This window comes from Ignavibacteriota bacterium (assembly GCA_016708125.1).
Taxonomy (GTDB): domain Bacteria; phylum Bacteroidota; class Ignavibacteria; order Ignavibacteriales; family Melioribacteraceae.
This window is the reverse complement of sequence record JADJGF010000001.1, coordinates 2,168,028-2,185,520: the sequence shown is the minus strand read 5'-3', so window position 1 is coordinate 2,185,520 and position 17,493 is coordinate 2,168,028. Positions and strand designations below refer to the sequence as shown.

The 17,493-nt window shown below is 30.9% G+C and carries 16 protein-coding genes and 1 pseudogene; 12 read left to right on the top strand and 5 right to left on the bottom strand.

Going from position 1 to position 17,493, the window contains the following annotated elements; translation table 11 throughout:
* Positions 1-18: 18 nt before the first annotated feature.
* From IPH62_09640 to IPH62_09630, 3 genes are read right to left on the bottom strand one after another with little or no spacing between them, the layout of a single operon-like run.
* Positions 19-1,782 carry a DUF2326 domain-containing protein gene (locus IPH62_09640; GenBank protein MBK7105534.1) on the bottom strand — a complete coding sequence of 588 codons (1,764 nt, stop codon included), beginning with the start codon at positions 1,780-1,782 and terminating at the stop codon, positions 19-21.
* Complete coding sequence (locus IPH62_09635) at positions 1,769-1,993, bottom strand: hypothetical protein (GenBank protein ID MBK7105533.1); 225 nt, start codon at positions 1,991-1,993, stop codon at positions 1,769-1,771. Before IPH62_09635 ends, IPH62_09640 begins: the two co-directional genes overlap by 14 nt.
* The gene (locus tag IPH62_09630; protein MBK7105532.1) at positions 1,990-2,958 is read right to left on the bottom strand and encodes a hypothetical protein; all 969 of its coding nucleotides are present in this window, start codon (positions 2,956-2,958) and stop codon (positions 1,990-1,992) included. Before IPH62_09630 ends, IPH62_09635 begins: the two co-directional genes overlap by 4 nt.
* 97 nt (positions 2,959-3,055) lie before the next feature.
* Between IPH62_09630 and IPH62_09625 the strand changes: the two genes are divergently transcribed.
* The 12 genes and pseudogenes from IPH62_09625 (at position 3,056) to IPH62_09570 (ending at position 15,873) form a co-directional block, all read left to right on the top strand.
* Entirely contained in the window at positions 3,056-3,571 is a 516-nt protein-coding gene (locus IPH62_09625; protein ID MBK7105531.1) for a hypothetical protein, read from the top strand.
* 100 nt (positions 3,572-3,671) lie between these two features.
* Positions 3,672-4,004 (top strand): helix-turn-helix domain-containing protein, encoded by a 333-nt coding sequence (locus IPH62_09620; GenBank protein ID MBK7105530.1) that lies wholly within the window; start codon positions 3,672-3,674, stop codon positions 4,002-4,004.
* 182 nt (positions 4,005-4,186) lie between these two features.
* Positions 4,187-5,194, top strand: a complete 1,008-nt coding sequence (locus tag IPH62_09615) for a site-specific integrase (GenBank protein MBK7105529.1) — start codon at positions 4,187-4,189, stop codon at positions 5,192-5,194.
* A gap of 129 nt (positions 5,195-5,323) precedes the next feature.
* Positions 5,324-7,642, top strand: a complete 2,319-nt coding sequence (locus IPH62_09610) for a PriCT-2 domain-containing protein (GenBank protein MBK7105528.1) — start codon at positions 5,324-5,326, stop codon at positions 7,640-7,642.
* A gap of 57 nt (positions 7,643-7,699) precedes the next feature.
* Complete coding sequence (locus IPH62_09605; protein ID MBK7105527.1) at positions 7,700-8,161, top strand: hypothetical protein; 462 nt, start codon at positions 7,700-7,702, stop codon at positions 8,159-8,161.
* A 59-nt stretch (positions 8,162-8,220) separates the two neighbouring features.
* Positions 8,221-9,483, top strand: coding sequence for a TolC family protein (locus tag IPH62_09600; GenBank protein MBK7105526.1), 1,263 nt, complete (start codon positions 8,221-8,223; stop codon positions 9,481-9,483).
* Positions 9,480-10,469 (top strand): efflux RND transporter periplasmic adaptor subunit, encoded by a 990-nt coding sequence (locus IPH62_09595; protein ID MBK7105525.1) that lies wholly within the window; start codon positions 9,480-9,482, stop codon positions 10,467-10,469. The genes IPH62_09600 and IPH62_09595 overlap by 4 nt, the downstream gene beginning before the upstream one ends.
* Before the next feature lie 14 nt (positions 10,470-10,483).
* Positions 10,484-13,588: an efflux RND transporter permease subunit gene (locus tag IPH62_09590; protein ID MBK7105524.1), complete on the top strand. Its 3,105-nt coding sequence runs from the start codon at positions 10,484-10,486 to the stop codon at positions 13,586-13,588.
* Positions 13,589-13,599: 11 nt separating this feature from the next.
* Positions 13,600-13,812, top strand: coding sequence for a hypothetical protein (locus tag IPH62_09585; protein MBK7105523.1), 213 nt, complete (start codon positions 13,600-13,602; stop codon positions 13,810-13,812).
* 18 nt (positions 13,813-13,830) lie between these two features.
* On the top strand, positions 13,831-14,172 hold the full coding sequence (locus tag IPH62_09580; GenBank protein ID MBK7105522.1) for a P-II family nitrogen regulator: 342 nt from the start codon (positions 13,831-13,833) through the stop codon (positions 14,170-14,172).
* Positions 14,172-14,965, top strand: a pseudogene (locus IPH62_09575) (cation transporter). Before IPH62_09580 ends, IPH62_09575 begins: the two are co-directional and overlap by 1 nt.
* Positions 14,966-14,973: 8 nt before the next feature.
* On the top strand, positions 14,974-15,873 hold the full coding sequence (locus IPH62_09570; protein MBK7105521.1) for a cation transporter: 900 nt from the start codon (positions 14,974-14,976) through the stop codon (positions 15,871-15,873).
* On the opposite strand, the gene IPH62_09565 is transcribed toward IPH62_09570, so the two are convergent.
* Positions 15,874-16,908 carry a site-specific integrase gene (locus IPH62_09565; GenBank protein ID MBK7105520.1) on the bottom strand — a complete coding sequence of 345 codons (1,035 nt, stop codon included), beginning with the start codon at positions 16,906-16,908 and terminating at the stop codon, positions 15,874-15,876.
* Positions 16,909-17,335: 427 nt separating this feature from the next.
* The gene (locus IPH62_09560) at positions 17,336-17,479 is read right to left on the bottom strand and encodes a hypothetical protein (protein ID MBK7105519.1); all 144 of its coding nucleotides are present in this window, start codon (positions 17,477-17,479) and stop codon (positions 17,336-17,338) included.
* Between the last annotated feature and the right edge of the window lie 14 nt (positions 17,480-17,493).

Here is a 17,493-nt window from a genome sequence, read left to right as displayed (position 1 = left end):
ATTTAAAGTTACTTAAAATTAAAATTTCTCACCTAACAATCTTTTGTCTGATTCAATATTAATTACAGCATCTTTTTCAATACGTTCTAAATTAACAGTTTTAGAACTGCTAAATAAGTCTTCTGATTGCCATTTTTGATTTAGAGTTACTATGTATTGGAAATCTACTTTTTCTTTGAGTTTTTTATCGCAATATTCATATAAAGCAACAAAGTGAGAGTTATCGAGAGAATCAAAAATGCCATCGTGTATAAGAAATTTGGGAGAATTTACTTTATTTTCAATTGAGTTAAACAAAACTGCAAGATCAAAAACTAAGGTACGACCTTGATTTTTACCGTGAGAATATTTGTCATCCGGAATAACATTTATTTTTAGCCGATGTTCCTTTTCGTTACGAGTAAAAAAGAATAGAGATTCATAATCAATTGTACCGAAAATTGCTGAATAAATTTCATTTATTAAGCTGCGTAAATTGTTAAGTTCTTTTTCAATTTTTGAGATATACTCATCAAATTCAATTTTTAGAAGTGAATCTTGATCACTTAATTTACTAATACTTTCTTCTAATTGATCAAACAAGTCAAGCTTTGATCGGATTTGGTTTCTTTCGCTTTCAAGATTTGATAATTTATCATATGCTGCACTAATATCGTCTAATGCTTTTTCTGAATCGAGGAGTTTTAATAACCTTCTTTGTTTGGTTTTTAGAGAATTAATATCTCTTTCTCTTTTTTCAATCTGACGTTTTAATCTATCTCTTTCTATCATGACAAAATTTTTACGAGATGAAAATAAACTGCTACGGAATTCTTTAGCATCATCGAGAGATTTTTTGATGAAAGTTGCAAGTTTGGGATCTGAAGAATATTGAGAATAAATATCTTCAACGTGTTCCGTATTTAATCTATCACTATTATTAGAGAGGTCTTCAAATTCCAATAATCTTCTTTCCGCTGAATGATTGAGGAATAGAGAACGTTTAATTTCTGAAGTTATTTCATCTAATTCTTTTTGCGTAGAGCTATACTCTTCATCAATTTCTAACTTCTTAATTGCAGAACTTAATTGACTAATTTTCTTATTCAGTGTTGATACTTTTGTTTTTGCTGATGCAAGATTTGGAAATTCAAAAGTTGATGTTACAAAATCTTTAGTGATATTAAGAGATTTTTCAAGATTTGATTTATTAGTTTGAATTTCAAGACTTTTTGCTAAAACAGAATTGTTTAGATTTAATAAATAGAATAAGTAGACTAAGATTTCATCATAAGGACGATTAGTGAATTTAATTGGATTAGTAAATCTTTCATCGGTAATCTGCTGAATTTTAAGATAAAAGCTTATTAGTTTATAATACCAGTTAGTATCAAATTTACCGGAGTAATTATTGCGATAAAAAATTATATCGGCAAATTTATCTCTGAGTTTTACTACAGATTTAGTGTGTATCAACTTATTATTTATAAATAAATTTGCTTCATTAGGTTTTGTAAATGAACGTGAAATTTTATAAATATCTTTATTTATTGAAAATTCAAGAATTATTATATGTTTGCCTAACTTACTTTTATTTACTGCACGATTTAAACGAGTAGTTCCTTGAGGATTGAAATATGACAATAAAGCATAATCTAATAAATCAAGAACTAACGATTTACCAATGCCATGTAATGAGCTATCATCTGATGATTTAATGCCATAGATAATATTTATTCCAGGATGAAAAATTACTGGTTCAAAAAGATTGTTTGGAGCGGTGTAGAGTTTAATTAATTTCATGAACGAGCCTTAATTGATATGAATCATAATAAATTATTTCTGTCATATATAAGAATGTGAGAATGTCAAAAAATTTATTAATACCAACTCTTCTTTCTAAAGTTGAGTAGAGTTCAAAAGGCTCAAAAGGACGATCTTGAAGTTTTAGGATAATATCATAACCAATTTTGGGAAGAGAATTAGAAATATTTTCATACTTGGATATAATCATTTATTTCTATCATTGAATTGTTGAATAAATGAGAGCTGTTCCCCTTCATATTTATTGCCAAAATCACACATTTCAAAAAAATATAGAACAATAGCATTTGCACTTGAAAAGTATGTTTCAGAGTGTGATTTATCTTGAGGAATAATGGATTTTGCTATTGTGATAATATGTCTCGGATCATTTACTGGACATTCGTAATCCGGAATTTTAGCAAGCATAATATATTCATTTCTGATTTTATTATACGTGGCTAAAATGTGGCGGTCATCAATGACTATCTGATCGGTTATATAAGCTTCTACAGATAGAATATAACGCCAATTAACGTTAAACATATTTTTTACAGTAATTGCAAAATTATCAACGAAATTCTTATTTATTTTTCGCATTAGTTTTTGAAGACGGATTTCTGTGGGTCTTTCAAATACAATTTTTTCAGTACTATTAAATATATAGTTGAAAATATCTGATATTACAGATTGTTCGTCTTCTACATAGCTATATTCAGAGCTGTAAAGATCATGTAAACTATTTCTTGGAACTAAGGTAAGAGAATTTAGGGAACTTGATTTATTTAATGAAAGCAGAATTTGATGTAATGAAATTATTTCAAAAGGTAATTTGCTGTATACTTTGTTTCTTATTTGCTCTAAAGTTTTGGGATCGGAGTAAATATTATTTTGTGCAAAATAAACAACTTTTTCAATTTCTAATTTTGAAGAAGACACATTATTTAGATCATTTGTAATTTCTTCTAATATTTTAGCATTTGAAGCTGATTTTAGAATCTTGAAAAGTTTATTCTGGTTATAGGAAAAAGCGTTTATTGGTAATTCTGAAGCCGTTGAATCAGAAATGGTGTAAAAAGAATATTTTGATTTAATATAACTTCTACAAATATTTAAGAACGATTTATCGTCAATTCTTTTCGCTTTAAGCTTTTTCTGTAACTGCGGTTTACTCATTCATTAAAAGGATTAAAACTCAAAATATATTTATATAATAATAATTTTCTTCATATTTTAAATTTGCAGAAATCAATGTAATAAAAAGGTTAAATAAATGAAAGATAATGAATATAATTGTAGAGGATTTAAGTTTGTTGATATTATGGAAGAGTGTAAAAAATATGACAACTTTGCAAAACAAATTGATTATCTAAAATATGTTAAAAAAGAATGGTTGAATGATCCTCCTTTACTTGATCCTAACGGACCAGTTGGTTTACCTCTAGATGAACGATTAGATAATGAGATTAATTGGAGAGAGGAAAAACAAATAGAGGCTATAGAAACTTTAGTTACCGTAAATATTGATGATTTAATTTGGTGGAAAGGCACTGAAGGTCAATTAATATATTTGTATGAGCTACTTGTAAGAAATAATTTTATTGATTCTTCACAAGATGAAAAAAAATATGTACTACTTTCAAATCATTTTAAAAATAAAAAGGGTGAAAGATTTAATAACAAACAAATGGGACAAGCAGCACAAAATTTAGTTTTTAATAAAAACAGAAAGCCAAAAGACGCTGATGAAATTAATGATATGGTTAATAAAACATTTAATTCGAATTAAAGTTATTATAAATTCCTTGGTATCAAGGACTACCAATATTTTATATTTTTTTTGAAGTATATAATTACACCTAACAAAAACAAAAATGTTAGGTGTAAAAATGAAACAAGAGAAAAAACAAAATGAACTGCTGGAAAAATTAACTTCAATTGAAGCACTTCTTAAAAAAAGAAACGACAAACCTTTAAACTTCAATCAAGCTGCTGAGTACTTAGGATTTAGCTACAGCTACCTTTACAAATTAACATCACGAAAAATAATTCCGTGTCATAGACCAACTGGGAAAGTTTTGTTCTTTTCAAAAGATGAATTGGATGAGTGGATATTTTCAAAGTCAAAAGTCAAAGGTGAAAAGTTAAATAAGAAAAGTGAAGAAGAACATGAGGATGACACTTCGACAGCGCTCAGTGATCAAGAAGAATATCCGCCGTAAATACGGATAGACGTATAAATGTGGAAAAGTAAAGACGTGAAAATATCAATATTGAAAGATTGCAAAATTTAAAGATTACAAGATTGAAAGAAAAAAGAATACAGAAATCAGAATTTGGAATGAAAGGAAAGGACAAATAGAAAAATAAAAAGTTATTCATAGTCATTCGGTTGAAAAAGAAAATGGAAGAATTAAATAACATAATAAAAACAGATCCTTTAGAAGTTTTTAAAAACTTTTCTACTGAGGAATTGGAAAAAGTGAAATTGCTTGTCGGATTGCTGGGAATTGGAAATCAACAAAACACTTTAAAAGAAATTGTAGCTGTTGATCAAGGTTTCAGTGAGTATAATAAACTTATTGAATTTAATCTCACTAAAAAATCTGTAGAATCTGCGAAAACCGCTGAAAGAAGATTTTTGGAATTCATTCCCGGCAATAGATCATTAAATACAATAGAAAGAAAAGAAGCTGAAAATTTAATGATGAAAATTTCTAAAACCGCACCTTTAGGCTGTTATAATTATTTAAAAGTTTACCGAACAATGTTTAATGTATTTATTGACTGGAATTATATTTCTTCAAATCCATTTCTAAAAGTCAAACTTCCCAAACGCCAAAAAGATGAACCTATAGTTTTTACTGATGAACAGATAAATAAAATATGCGAATTACTTACATCAAAAGGTAAAGAAGTTATTTCAGATATGGTACTTTTTGCAGTGGAAACGGGACTACGCTTAGATGAAGAAAATAATTTAAGATGGAGCGATATTGAGATACGAAATAAGGTAATAACAATTGGGAATAGGTTATTTAAAACTAAATCAAAGAAAATTAGAAGAATACCGTTAAATGAAAGAATGGAAAGAATACTGCATAGAAATTCTAAAAGACAACTTGAAAGGGGTAAGATATTGCGTGAATTTGTTTTTGTTCAAGAAAATGGCAAGCAATTTAAAAAAGATACAATTTCTAAAACGCTGAAAAAAGTTATTAAAGAACTTGGGTTGCCGGATGAATTACATTGGCATTGTTTGAGAGCAACTGCTGCTACAAGATGGGCAAGCAACAAGGTCCCAATATTTACAGTTTCAAAATTGTTGGGGCATTCAAATGTTAATGTAACAACAAGATATTATGCCGGAATTGATTTAGATGAATTAAGGGATGCGGTGAATAGATTCTAAAAAAAAATAGAGTTTAGAATGCAGAATTAAGAATGCAGAATTAAAAAGCAAAGAATAAAAGTAAAAACGAAGAAACGTGAAAACGTAGAAACAAATAAAAGATTATAAAGAATTATGGAGTTGAATAAAATGAGTAGTTATAAAGAAATTGCAAAGTTATATCGCCTAAATATGAAAATGAATTTGTTACCTCTAAAAGGTAAAAAGCCAATGATTGATTGGGAAAAGTGGCAAGTTGAATTACAATCTGAAAATGATTTAGAAAATATGTATTGGGATAATTCAACTGGTATTGGAGGAATACAAGGTTGGGTTGATATTAGAAATTTTGATATTGATGGGACAGATGATTTTGAAATTGTTGAATTAATACTTGATGCTTTAGGTCTTACCCAAAAATATTGTTGGGTTGTTAAAAGTGGTAGTGAAGTGGGATTTCATATTTATTTCAGAGCAAAAGAAAATCCAGAATTATTAAATAAGTTGGGTGGAATAAAGGCTGTTTACAAATTTAATATGAAGAAAGATGGATATTGTCATCATTTAGAATTAAGGTGGAAGAATTGCCAAACTGCTTTGCCTCCTTCCATGCATGAAAGCGGTGGTATTTACAAATTTTATTTTGACGACCCAAAAGACTTACCAGAATATGTTGAATTAGAAAAAGTAATTGAGTGTTTGGAAAAGTATTGTGTAATTGAAAGTGAAAAGACAAAAGTAAAAAGTCAAAATAAAAAAGAAGAAAAAAAAGAAAAGACTGAAAAGATTTATTATGATAAAGCAAGATTGGAAAGTGCTTTAGATTTTCTTTCCAAACATTTACCGGATAGTAGTTATGAAGATTGGTATAAAATTGGTTTTGGATTGGTTCCACTCGGTAAAGACGGAGAAAAATATTTTGTTGATATGAGTCTGAAAAATCCAAACTATAAAGACAGCGAAAATGAGTTAGTGAAAAAATTTGAAACACTAGTAAAGGATTATGATGGCAGAGTTACTATCGGAACTATTTATCATTTAGCTGAATTGTATGGGTGGAAAAAACCACTAATAAAATTTTGGTACAAAGAAAATGACCACCGCAATGGCGTGGCAGGAAGATTAAAAATTTCTAGAATTCGTTTTAAGAGATTTTTGGAAAGTGAGGGTTTTTGTAAATATAAGTTAGAATCAAATCATTTGTTCGTAAGAATTGAAAATAATATTGTTGAAGAAATTGATGGAATTGATGTAAAAGAATTTGTTATGACTTTTTTAAATCAAGTAGCAATTGAGGAACTTGAAGGAACAAATAGAAATGAAATCATAGATACTTTAATTAAATCTGCAAACCAGCTTTTTACACAACAATTCCTTGAATTTTTAGATACAAAAAAAATCGAGTTTAATAAAGATACAATTGATAAAGGCTACTTATATTTTAAAAATGGTTTTGTTGAGGTAAGTAGCAAAACTTACAAAATTTATGATTATACTAAATTAGATAAACACATTTGGAAAAAACAAATTATCAATAGGAATTTTAGTGATGCTTGTAACCGGAGCGTATTTGAAGATTTTCTTTTTAACATTTGCAGAAGTGATGTAAAAAGATTTAATGCGTTAAAAAGTGGAATTGGTTATTTATTACATACTTACAAAAATCCATCTATTACCAAAGCTGTTGTATTTATTGACGAAAAATTAAGTGATGGAGCTTCCGGCAGAAGCGGTAAAGGAGTTGTTATTAAAGCTGTCGGACATATTAGAAATGTTGTTGCTGAAGATGGAAGAAATTTTAATCCATCTAAAAATTTTGCTTTTCAAAGAGTTAAAGCTGATACAAATGTAATTGGATTTGAAGATATACGGGAAAAATTTCCTTTTGAAAGATTGTTTTCAATAATTACTGACGGTATAACTATTGAGAGAAAAAATAAAGATGAAATCCACTTAGGTTATAATGAATCGCCAAAGGTTGTGATTTCGACAAACTTCTCTATTGTTGGAGTTGATGACAGCACTCTTGACAGACAGTTTATCGTTGAATTTTCAGATTATTATAATATGCAGCATAGACCAGTCGATGATTTTGGAAAATCGTTCTTTGATGTTTGGAATGAAAGTGAATGGAGAGATTTTGATAATTTAATGATTAGTTGTCTGCAATTATATCTAAGAAATGGTTTAATTAGTTATGAGTTTGTAAACATTGAAAAGAAAAAAATGATCGATGAAACTTCTCAAGAGTTTGTTGAATTTGCAAATGATGGAATAGAAATTGGGAAAGAATATGAGAAAAAAGAACTTTGGGAAAATTTCAAAAAAGAGTATGAAGATTTTGAAAAGTTAACTCAAAGTAAGTTTACTAGGTGGTTGAAAGTTTGGGGAAAGGTTAAGAATTATGAGGTTGTTGAGGGAAAGAGTGGGAGTAAGAGAACAATAAACTTTAAGATTAAAATAAATTAAACCCAAATAGAAATGCCAAAATAGAATATTACTAAAAATTTTTGTATCTTTAAGCTAATGAATTACACGAAACAAAATATTATCAAATATTGCTCTGAACGAATTGTAGTCCGCAAAGTATTTCTAGTTCTATTTGCTCTCTATATTGTTCTTGCACACCCTATTTTACAAAGTTATATAATTTGTTTGGAAAGTGATGGAAGTGTTTTTCTGGAAAGTGTAATTGATAAACAATACTGCTGTGGTAATACTTCATCATTATTAGGTGATATTGAATATTTAGAAACAAACATAAATGAAGAATGTAATCTTTGTGAGGATATTGCTGTTTCAGAGATTTGCGATAATGAATATTCATTTGCTGTTAAGAAATACCAACCATTAAATACTGCAATAATAATTGATTTTAAAAACCAAATTATTAGCAGCAAAGAAAAAAAATCTACTTTAATTACCCAACGAATAAATTATAAATCAACTCAACTTGACTCATATAAAACTGTCCTTCTTCTGATTTAAAGCTTTTTTTTAACTCTCAAAAAATCCAACAAAAAATTTTAAGACTATTTGGAGAATGTATGCGCTTTAAAAGTGTATTATTTCTCTTGTTCATATGCCAACTTATTTCAATAGCGGCACAACAAGAGAATGATTTAATTAATCAATCAGAAGAGATAACAATATCAGTAGCTGTAGAAACCGCCTTAAAAAATAATCCTAATCTTAAGGCAGTTAAATATGAGATAACAATCTTAGAGAAACAAAAAATACAAGCAGAATTAATTCCTAATCCCGAAGCAGAGTTTGAAGCAGAGAATTTTCTTGGCGGAAAGGAATTGAGCGGATTTAAAGGGAGTGAATACACCATTTTAGGAAGTCAACTTTTAGAACTTGGTGGCAAAAAAGGCAGCAGAGTAAATCTAGCTGAAACCGAAATTGTATCTTCTATAGGAGAATACGAATTATTAAAACTTGATGTTATTGCAAATGTTAAATCAACTTTTTTTTCGTTATATCAAGTTCAAAAGCAAATTGAGCAGCAAAGAAAATTTGTTGAGCTCAATGAAGAAATTCTTAAAACTATTTCAGAACGTGTTAAAGCAGGAAGAACATCAGCGGCTGAAGAATCAAAAGTAAAAGTAACTCTTACAAAAAGCATGATTGAATTAGACAGATTTCAAAGAAATTTCTCTTCCATACAGGCGCAACTTAATTCACTTTTGGGAACAACGGGAAGGAATTTAATTCCAGTTACAATTTTATTTGATAGTATTTCAGTACCGCGCACAAGAGAAGAGATAATAGGAAATATTGAAGAAATTCCGACACTTAAATTATTACAAAATGACATAAATTTAAGAGAAGCTGCGCTTGAACTTGAAAGGTCGTTGGCAGTGCCGGATTTAACAATAAGTGGCGGTTTGAGGTATTTAAATGAATTAAAAACTAACTCATTTGTTGCCAGACTGTCTATCCCCCTTCCATTTTTTAACAGAAACCAGGGAAACATCGAAGCAGCAGAAGTTAGATTAGAGCAAATTGATGCAATTAAGAATACTCGTAGGCTAAATGTAATTGCACAACTAAACACAGCTTATAATAATCTTTTGAGTTCATACAATAATGCACAGCAGTTAAAAAATAGTATCATCCCAGAAGCTGAGAATGCTTACGAAATAACAAGACATGGGTATATTCAAGGACGTTTTGCCTTTATTGATTTATTAGATGCACAGCGAACCTTATTTGAAACGCAAACACAGTTCTTGCTTGAGTTGGCAGATTACTACAACTCACTAATAGAAATTGAAAAAATAACAGGGAAAAATCTAATACAATGAAAAAGTATTTTGGAGAAAAACAGATGAAACTAATTGGAATATTACTCATATCATTCTTAATGGTTCTTGCAGTTGGTTGCTCTGATGAAAAAGCAGGAAATGAAGCTGCTGAGACTAGAGAGCATAATGAAACTGAGGGAAACAACGAAAATGCAGAGCATTCAGAAGAAATTGTTTTGACGGCAGAAACATTAAAAGAATTCGGAATTGAAGTTAAAGAAGCAGCATCCGGGGTAATTAAGGCACATATTGATTTAACTGGTGAAATCATCGCCGAACCTTCAAGGATTTCGCATATAATTCCAAGATTTAACGGCATAGTTAAAGAGGTATATAAGACTGTAGGCGATAAAGTAAAAAAGGGTGAAATTCTCGCAATAATAGAAAGCAATGAAAGTTTAGCACCCTACGAAGTTCAGTCTTTGATTGATGGAACTATAATTGAAATGCATATGACACAGGGTGAATTGATTGGAAATGAAGCACACGCTTTTACAATTGCAGACCTCAATAAAGTTTGGGCTAACTTTAATATTTACCAAAAAGACCTTGGTAAAATTAAAGTTGGTCAAAAGACTCTTGTTTCGGCTGGTACAACAGAAATTGAAGAGATTGGAACCGTTTCCTATGTTAGTCCCATTGTAGATGAAAAAACCAGAACAGCAACTGCAAGGGTAATATTGAATAATCAATCTGGGAAATGGCTTCCGGGAATGTTTATAACATCCAAAGTTTATATAAGCGAAAAAAAGTATTCGGTTGTTGTTGAGAAAACAGCATTGCAAACTTTAGAAGAGCAGTTGGTGGTTTTTGTAAAAGATGAAGATGACGGATTCAAACCACATGTTGTAAAAACCGGTAATGAAAATGATGACAATATTGAGATAGTATCTGGATTAAAAACCGGGGATAAATATGTATCTAAAAATTCATTCTTACTCAAAGCCGAAATTTTGAAAGAATCTTTCGGCGGCGATGAACATTAATCAAGGGATGAGCAATGAATAAAATAATAGATTTTGCATTAAAGAACAGACTACTGATTCTTGTTTTAGGAATAATAATAATGGCTGCGGGTTATTTAAGTTATAAGCAGCTTCCAATAGATGCATTCCCGGATGTTTCGCCCTCACTCGTCCAGGTGTTTACCATTACAGAGGGGTTGGCGCCGGAAGAGGTTGAAAAATATGTTACTTACCCTATTGAAGTAACAATGAACGGACTACCGAATCTTGAAGCAATACGGTCAGTTTCAAATTTCGGCTTATCGGTTGTGAATATTTATTTCGAGGATGGAACCGATATTTATTTTGCAAGACAATTAGTAAATGAGAGACTTACAGAAGCAAGAGAACAAATACCGGCAGGCTTTGGCGATCCACAAATGGGACCAATTTCAACCGGAATGGGCTTAGTTTTGTTTTATTATCTCGATGATACAACAGGCAAATATTCACTAGAAGAATTAAGAACTATTCAAGACTGGCTAATAAAATTTCAGCTTCAAACAGTTCCCGGAGTTACAGAAGTGCTTGGTATTGGTGGATATGAAAAACAGTTTCAGGTTGCTGTAGATCCGAATGCACTGTTGCGTTATGATGTTACAATCAATGAAATTGTTGATAAGATAAAAGCAAATAATTTAAATGTTGGAGCACAGTTTATTGAAAAGGATGCGGAGGAGTTTGTAGTCCGGTCTGTAGGTTTAACACAAAAAATAGAAGACATAAACAATATTATAATTAAAGCTGAGGATGGAATACCCATTTATCTTTCTGAATTGGCGGATGTTGAAATAGGCGGCGCAATCAGGCGGGGTGTTCAAACAAGAAACGGTATAGGTGAAGTAATTTCCGGAATGGTAGTAAAATTATACGGAACAAACTCTTCTACTGTGATCGGCGCCGTTGAACAAAAGCTTGCCGAAATAAATAAAATACTGCCGGAAGGAATAAAAATAGTCCCTTACTATGAACAAAAATCTCTTGTAGAATCAGCGGTTACAACAGTAACAGATGCATTATGGCAGGGAATAATCTTAGTAGTAATTATTCTGGTGGTTTTTATGGGCTCACTCAGACCAAGTATTGTTGTTGCATTATCAATACCCTTCGCAATTCTCTTTGCATTTATTGGGATGAGTTACTTTAATATTTCTATTAATTTAATGTCTTTCGGTGGTTTGGCAATTGCAATTGGAATGATGGTTGACGCAACAATAGTTTTAGTTGAGAATGTTGACAGATTAAAAAGAGAATCATCAAAAGAAGAAAACTTCGTTCATATAATTTCTATTGCAAGCAAAGAAGTAATCCAGCCGATAACATTTGCAATAATAATTATCATTGTTGTCTTTATTCCGTTATTTACATTACAGGGAGTTGAGGGTAAAACATTTAGCCCTCTTGCATATACAATTGCACTTGCAATGCTGGGTTCATTAATATTTGCTATACTTATTGCCCCGGTTCTTTCAACTTATTTAATGAAAAGAACTAAGAGAGAATTAAAAAAGAGTAAAGAGCAAAAAGAATTATGGATTGTAGTTCAACTGCAAAAGATTTATGAACCGGCTGTAAGATTTTTTGTAAGAAGAAGAATAACAGCAATAGTATTAGCTTCTGTTATATTATTATTCGGAATAATAATTTTCCCGCAGCTTGGCTCCGAATTTACACCAACCTTGCAAGAAGGAACAATAGTAATGAGAATATCTATGGCTCCTTCAATATCATTAACTGAAAGTACAAGATTAACATTGATTGCCGAAAGAAGATTAATGAAAATTCAGGAAGTTGCCGGAGCTGTTACAAGGATAGGAAGAGGTGAGGTAGGTGCACATACAGATCCAATAAATAGTGCAGAAATGTATATTCTACTTAAACCAAAAGATCAATGGCGGGGAGATATGAGTCAGACTGAATTAGAGGAAATTATCCGTGAGGAATTTGGAGAAATACCGGGTGCACTTGTTAATTTCACGCAACCAATTCAGATGACCGTTGATGAACTTCTTGAGGGTGTAAGAGCAGAATTAGCTATCAAATTATTTGGTGGTGATCTGGAAGTATTAAAGAATGAAGCTGAAAAAATTGCTTCAGTTATCAGAACTGTAAAAGGAGCAGAAGATGTTCAGGTTGACCAAGTAACGGGTGCTCCACAGTTAAAAATTGTAATAAATAGGCATAACATTGCCCGTTACGGAATAAATGTTGAAGATGTTCAGCAGGTAATAAGAGCAGCAGTTGGCGGTGAAACCGCAGGACAAATATTTGAAGAAATAAAGAGATTTGATATACTTGTCCGATTCAAGCCGGAAGCAAGATTAACAGAAAACGCTATTGGGAAAATACTAATTAAAGCACCGGATGGAACTAATGTTCCGTTAAGCCAGCTTGCTGAAATAGAAGAGGTAATAGGACCAAGACAGATAACCCGGGAAAAAAACCAAAGGTTTATTTCTATTCAGGCTAATGTTGTTGGCAGAGATATAGGCACATTTGTAGAAGAGGGGCAGCAATTAATTGAATCAAGCGTAAAACTTCCACCAGGCTACCTTGTAACATGGGGCGGGCAGTTCAAACTTCAGCAGGAAGCAAATAAAAGATTTGCAGTGGTTATTCCGATAACTTTAATTCTAATATTTCTATTACTCTTTTTCAATTTTGGATCTGTTAAAAATTCACTGCTTATTCTTTTAAATATTCCTCTTGCACTTGTTGGCGGTGTTGCTGCCCTATGGATAACAGGACAAAATCTTTCAGTTCCTTCATCAATAGGTTTCATAGCACTTTTCGGAATTGCTCTTGAAAATGGAATGATAATTGTGACTTATTTTAATCAGTTAATGAGAGAGGGTTTAAAAATTGATGAGGCATCAGTAAAGGGAGCTTTGTTAAGAGTTAGACCGGTTTTAATGACTGCTCTGACAACAGCCCTTGGTTTAATTCCATTATTGTTTGCAGCAGGAACAGGCAGCGAAGTTCAAAGACCTCTTGCAACTGTTGTAATTGGCGGGTTATTCACTTCAACTATTCTAACTCTATTGGTTCTACCGGCGTTATACAAGTGGTTTTCAATAAAATATGAAAATGGAGAAATGTAAAAGCCATAAAGATGAAAAATGTAATAACAAAATCAAAAGTAAAATGTTCTTTTTGTGGATTCGCAAAAGAAGAAGATATGCCGTTAAATGTTTGTGTGCATTTTTACGAATGCACACAATGTGGAAAAATGTTAAAACCAAAAAAAAGTGAATGCTGTATTTTCTGTTCTTATGGAAGTATTAAGTGTCCACAGAAACAAATAGAAGAAAACAATTTTGAATGAATCTTAAAGGAAAAATTTATGAAAGAAATAAAAGCAATTATAAGAGATTTCAAACTGGATGCAATAATAACCGAACTGAATAAAATAGAAGGGCTGCCCGGTATTACGATTTCGGAAATAAAAGGATTTGGGAAAACAAAAGCCAAAGATGAAAAAGATAATATCAGCGAGGGATTATATGAGTTTGTAAAAAGGATTAAAATCGAATTGGTTGTTCATCATAAAATTGTTGATGAAGTAGTAGATATAATTCAAAGAACGGCTCACACCGGCAATCCGGGCGATGGGAAAATTTTTATCACAGAAGTAAATGACGTTGTGAAAATAAGAACAAATGAAAGAGGTGAGGAAGCGATATGATGGAAAAATCTGTCTATAAAATTTCAAAAATGGATTGTCCGTCGGAAGAAAGAATGATTAGGATGAAACTTGATGGGTTAGACTCTATTAAAAAACTTGAGTTTGATCTTGTAAACAGAAAGCTTACAATCTTGCACAAAGGAGACACTGAGTTAATTACTTCATTGATAGATGAATTAAAATATGATTCTTCAATTGTATCATTTCAGGAAGTTGAGGAACTGCCTATAGTTGAAGTTAATAGAAATGAAAAAAATGTACTGATAGTTGTTCTAGTAATAAATGCAGCTTTCTTTTTAATTGAATTTTTATTTGGCTGGATTTCAAAATCAATGGGATTAGTTGCCGATTCCCTCGATATGTTTGCCGATGCTTCTGTTTACGGATTAAGTTTATATGCTATTGGTAAAGCGGTCGCAAAAAAAAGGAATATAGCAAGGCTGAGCGGTTATATTCAATTAGGATTGGCTGTTTTGGGATTTATAGAAGTCTTAAGACGTTTTTTAGGTATTGAAGAACTGCCCGATTATAAAACAATGATGATCGTTGCAACATTTGCCTTTTTGCTAATATGATTTGTCTTTATCTTTTACAAAAACAAAAAAGTGAAGATGCACATATGAAAGCAAGTATGATATTTACATCAAATGATATTATAGTTAATCTTGGTGTAATTGCTGCAGGTTTTCTAGTAAATCTTCTTTCATCAAACAAACCAGATTTAATAATAGGAAGTATTGTTTTTGTAATTGTTATTAGAGGAGCGTTTAGAATTTTTAAATTGGCAAAATAGAGGTACATATGGAAAAAGTTCACCATCATACAAACAAAATAAAAAATTATAACAAAACTTTCGGCTTTGGAATAGCATTAAATATTATATATATAGTTGTTGAAATAATATATGGATTATTAATAAATTCTATGGCTTTGCTGGCGGATGCGGGGCATAATTTCAGTGATGTATTAGGATTAATACTAGCTTGGGGTGGAGCTTATCTTGCTAAAACTGCAACAACGAAAAGCAGAACTTATGGATTAAGAAAATCAACAATTCTTGCCGCGTTGTTTAATGCAATAATTCTATTAATAGCGATTGGAGCTATAATGATTGAAGCAATCAGAAAAATTGCTGAACCGGAACCAATTGGCGGAACAACAATGATTATTGTTGCTGGTGTGGGAGTAATAATAAATACATTAACTGCATTGCTATTTTTGAAAGGAAGAGAAAAGGATTTAAACATTAAAGGTGCTTTTCTTCATATGGCTACAGATGCTGGTGTTTCACTTGGGGTTGTTGCAGCAGGACTTCTTATAAATCTTACAGGTTTTTATTTAATTGATCCAATAATAAGTCTTATAATAGTAGTTGTAATTACTATAGGAACGTGGGGATTACTCAAGGATTCTTTTCACCTATCGATGGATGCTGTACCGAGAGATATAGATTTTGAAAAAGTTCAAGATTACTTGTACTCGATAGATGGAGTAAAAGAAATTCACGACTTACATATCTGGGCGATGAGCACAACTGAAACAGCTTTAACTGTTCATCTTGTTATTCCGGATGAACAGAAAGATGATAAATTTTTAAGTAAAGTTTGTGAGCAACTTCATAATAAATTTGGAATAGTGCATTCAACAATTCAAGTTGAAAAGAATGCGCAAAGCACTAATTGTGAAAGCAAAAATGTTTAATTATAACAAATTTACTGCTTCTTTTAAGTTATCTTTCTGCAAATGAGCATAAATTTGAGTTGTTTTAATATTTCCGTGCCCTAAAAGTTCTTTAACCGCATACAGAGAAATACCACGCTGAACTAATGCCGAAGCGAAAGAATGCCGAAGCGAATGAAAGTGAATTTTATCATTTAGCTTTGCTGTCCTAACTGATTTTTTAAATTGTTTACTTACAAAATCTTCATTTAGAATAATATTTTTCTTACGGTAAAAAACTAAACTATTTTGATCTTTGCTAAGTTGATAAAGAGTTTGAAATATGGATTTAACTTTTTGATGAATTGGAATAATTCTTTCGCATTTATTTTTGGAATTAAATTCATTTGAGTTTTTGATAATGATAATATTCTGAGAGAAATCAATCCAGTTCCATTTCATATTTAGTAACTCTCCAAGACGCATACCAGTATAAAATGCAGTTATGAAAATATCTTTCATAAGTTGCATATCAGTGTTGTTAAGAATTTCTATCAATTCACTTTCCGAGATAAAAATCGGAAAAGATTTAGGAACTTTAGGAGATTTAATTTTTTGAAATGGATTTACTTCAATATAATTCCAGACTAAAGCTTTGTTAAACGCTGCTTTTAAAGTGCGATAATAAAGAGATGCTGAATGTTTTGAACTTGCTGAGACTGAAGATATGAACTGATCAATAATTCTTGTTGAAATCATTTGTAGTGGCATATCAAAAATATGCTTTTGTAAAGCTATGAAAGAAGGATGAACGGCTTTTTTTAGATATTTTTCTGAATAAGTATTCTTTATGTAAGTTTTATATTCTACGATAAATGAGCTTAATTTTACAGAAACCTTTTTCTCTTTCAGTTGCTCTATTTCTATAATTTTTTCTTTTTGTTTCGGGACAAAAGATTTTAGAAATTTTTCCGCTTCACTTTTGATAGTTGTTTTTGTAGAAACTTTTGTTCTTCTACCATTAACAAAATAGATAACTTGGAAATATGGTGATTTGGTATCCTTTGAAAGAAACATAAATAATTCTCCTTCAAGGATGTACCGACATTGTACCGACTCGATAAATGTTCGGATTTTATAGTAAAATAAAAGAAATGCGACTGTCTGTCACGCAGGAGGTCGCGAGTTCGAGTCTCGTCGGCCCCGCTTATAAAGCCTTGTAATATAATAATTTACGAGGCTTTTTTGTTTTAAAGTATGCATTGCTGTTGTATTTGCAGAAATTATATTCAATTATTATGCTTTCCAATATTATCAACCATTTCGTTATTTAGAATTTTTCCGACAATAATTTCAAATATTAACTTTTTAATATTGGTTTCAAATCAGGATGAATTGATACTCTAAAATATTCATTTGTCTTTGGAGAATTTTAAAAAATAATTTTGCGACATCATTTCTACTTCTACTTGTAGCTCATATATAAAATTAATTTTTGTTTCCACTATTTACCCCTTAGAATATTATTTTTGTTATTTAACCATTCCTCATCTACTTCATTGATTAAAACAGTCATTGGTTTTTTCTCAACCTGCTTAAGTTGATAAAGTTTCCTGATTAGCTCCTCAGATAGGGCCGGTGTGTACATACGGATGCCTCCTT

Bases quoted from the DNA above. Each gene is read 5' to 3' on its own strand.
- IPH62_09635 (MBK7105533.1), bottom strand. From the start codon at position 1,993: ATGATTATATCCAAGTATGAAAATATTTCTAATTCTCTTCCCAAAATT.
- IPH62_09585 (MBK7105523.1), top strand. From the start codon at position 13,600: ATGAAAAATGTAATAACAAAATCAAAAGTAAAATGTTCTTTTTGTGGA.
- IPH62_09605 (MBK7105527.1), top strand. From the start codon at position 7,700: ATGAATTACACGAAACAAAATATTATCAAATATTGCTCTGAACGAATT.
- IPH62_09570 (MBK7105521.1), top strand. From the start codon at position 14,974: ATGGAAAAAGTTCACCATCATACAAACAAAATAAAAAATTATAACAAA.
- IPH62_09610 (MBK7105528.1), top strand. From the start codon at position 5,324: ATGAGTAGTTATAAAGAAATTGCAAAGTTATATCGCCTAAATATGAAA.
- IPH62_09560 (MBK7105519.1), bottom strand. From the start codon at position 17,479: ATGTACACACCGGCCCTATCTGAGGAGCTAATCAGGAAACTTTATCAA.
- IPH62_09640 (MBK7105534.1), bottom strand. From the start codon at position 1,782: ATGAAATTAATTAAACTCTACACCGCTCCAAACAATCTTTTTGAACCA.
- IPH62_09590 (MBK7105524.1), top strand. From the start codon at position 10,484: ATGAATAAAATAATAGATTTTGCATTAAAGAACAGACTACTGATTCTT.
- IPH62_09595 (MBK7105525.1), top strand. From the start codon at position 9,480: ATGAAAAAGTATTTTGGAGAAAAACAGATGAAACTAATTGGAATATTA.
- IPH62_09600 (MBK7105526.1), top strand. From the start codon at position 8,221: ATGCGCTTTAAAAGTGTATTATTTCTCTTGTTCATATGCCAACTTATT.
- IPH62_09625 (MBK7105531.1), top strand. From the start codon at position 3,056: ATGAAAGATAATGAATATAATTGTAGAGGATTTAAGTTTGTTGATATT.
- IPH62_09620 (MBK7105530.1), top strand. From the start codon at position 3,672: ATGAAACAAGAGAAAAAACAAAATGAACTGCTGGAAAAATTAACTTCA.
- IPH62_09580 (MBK7105522.1), top strand. From the start codon at position 13,831: ATGAAAGAAATAAAAGCAATTATAAGAGATTTCAAACTGGATGCAATA.
- IPH62_09565 (MBK7105520.1), bottom strand. From the start codon at position 16,908: ATGTTTCTTTCAAAGGATACCAAATCACCATATTTCCAAGTTATCTAT.
- IPH62_09615 (MBK7105529.1), top strand. From the start codon at position 4,187: ATGGAAGAATTAAATAACATAATAAAAACAGATCCTTTAGAAGTTTTT.
- IPH62_09630 (MBK7105532.1), bottom strand. From the start codon at position 2,958: ATGAGTAAACCGCAGTTACAGAAAAAGCTTAAAGCGAAAAGAATTGAC.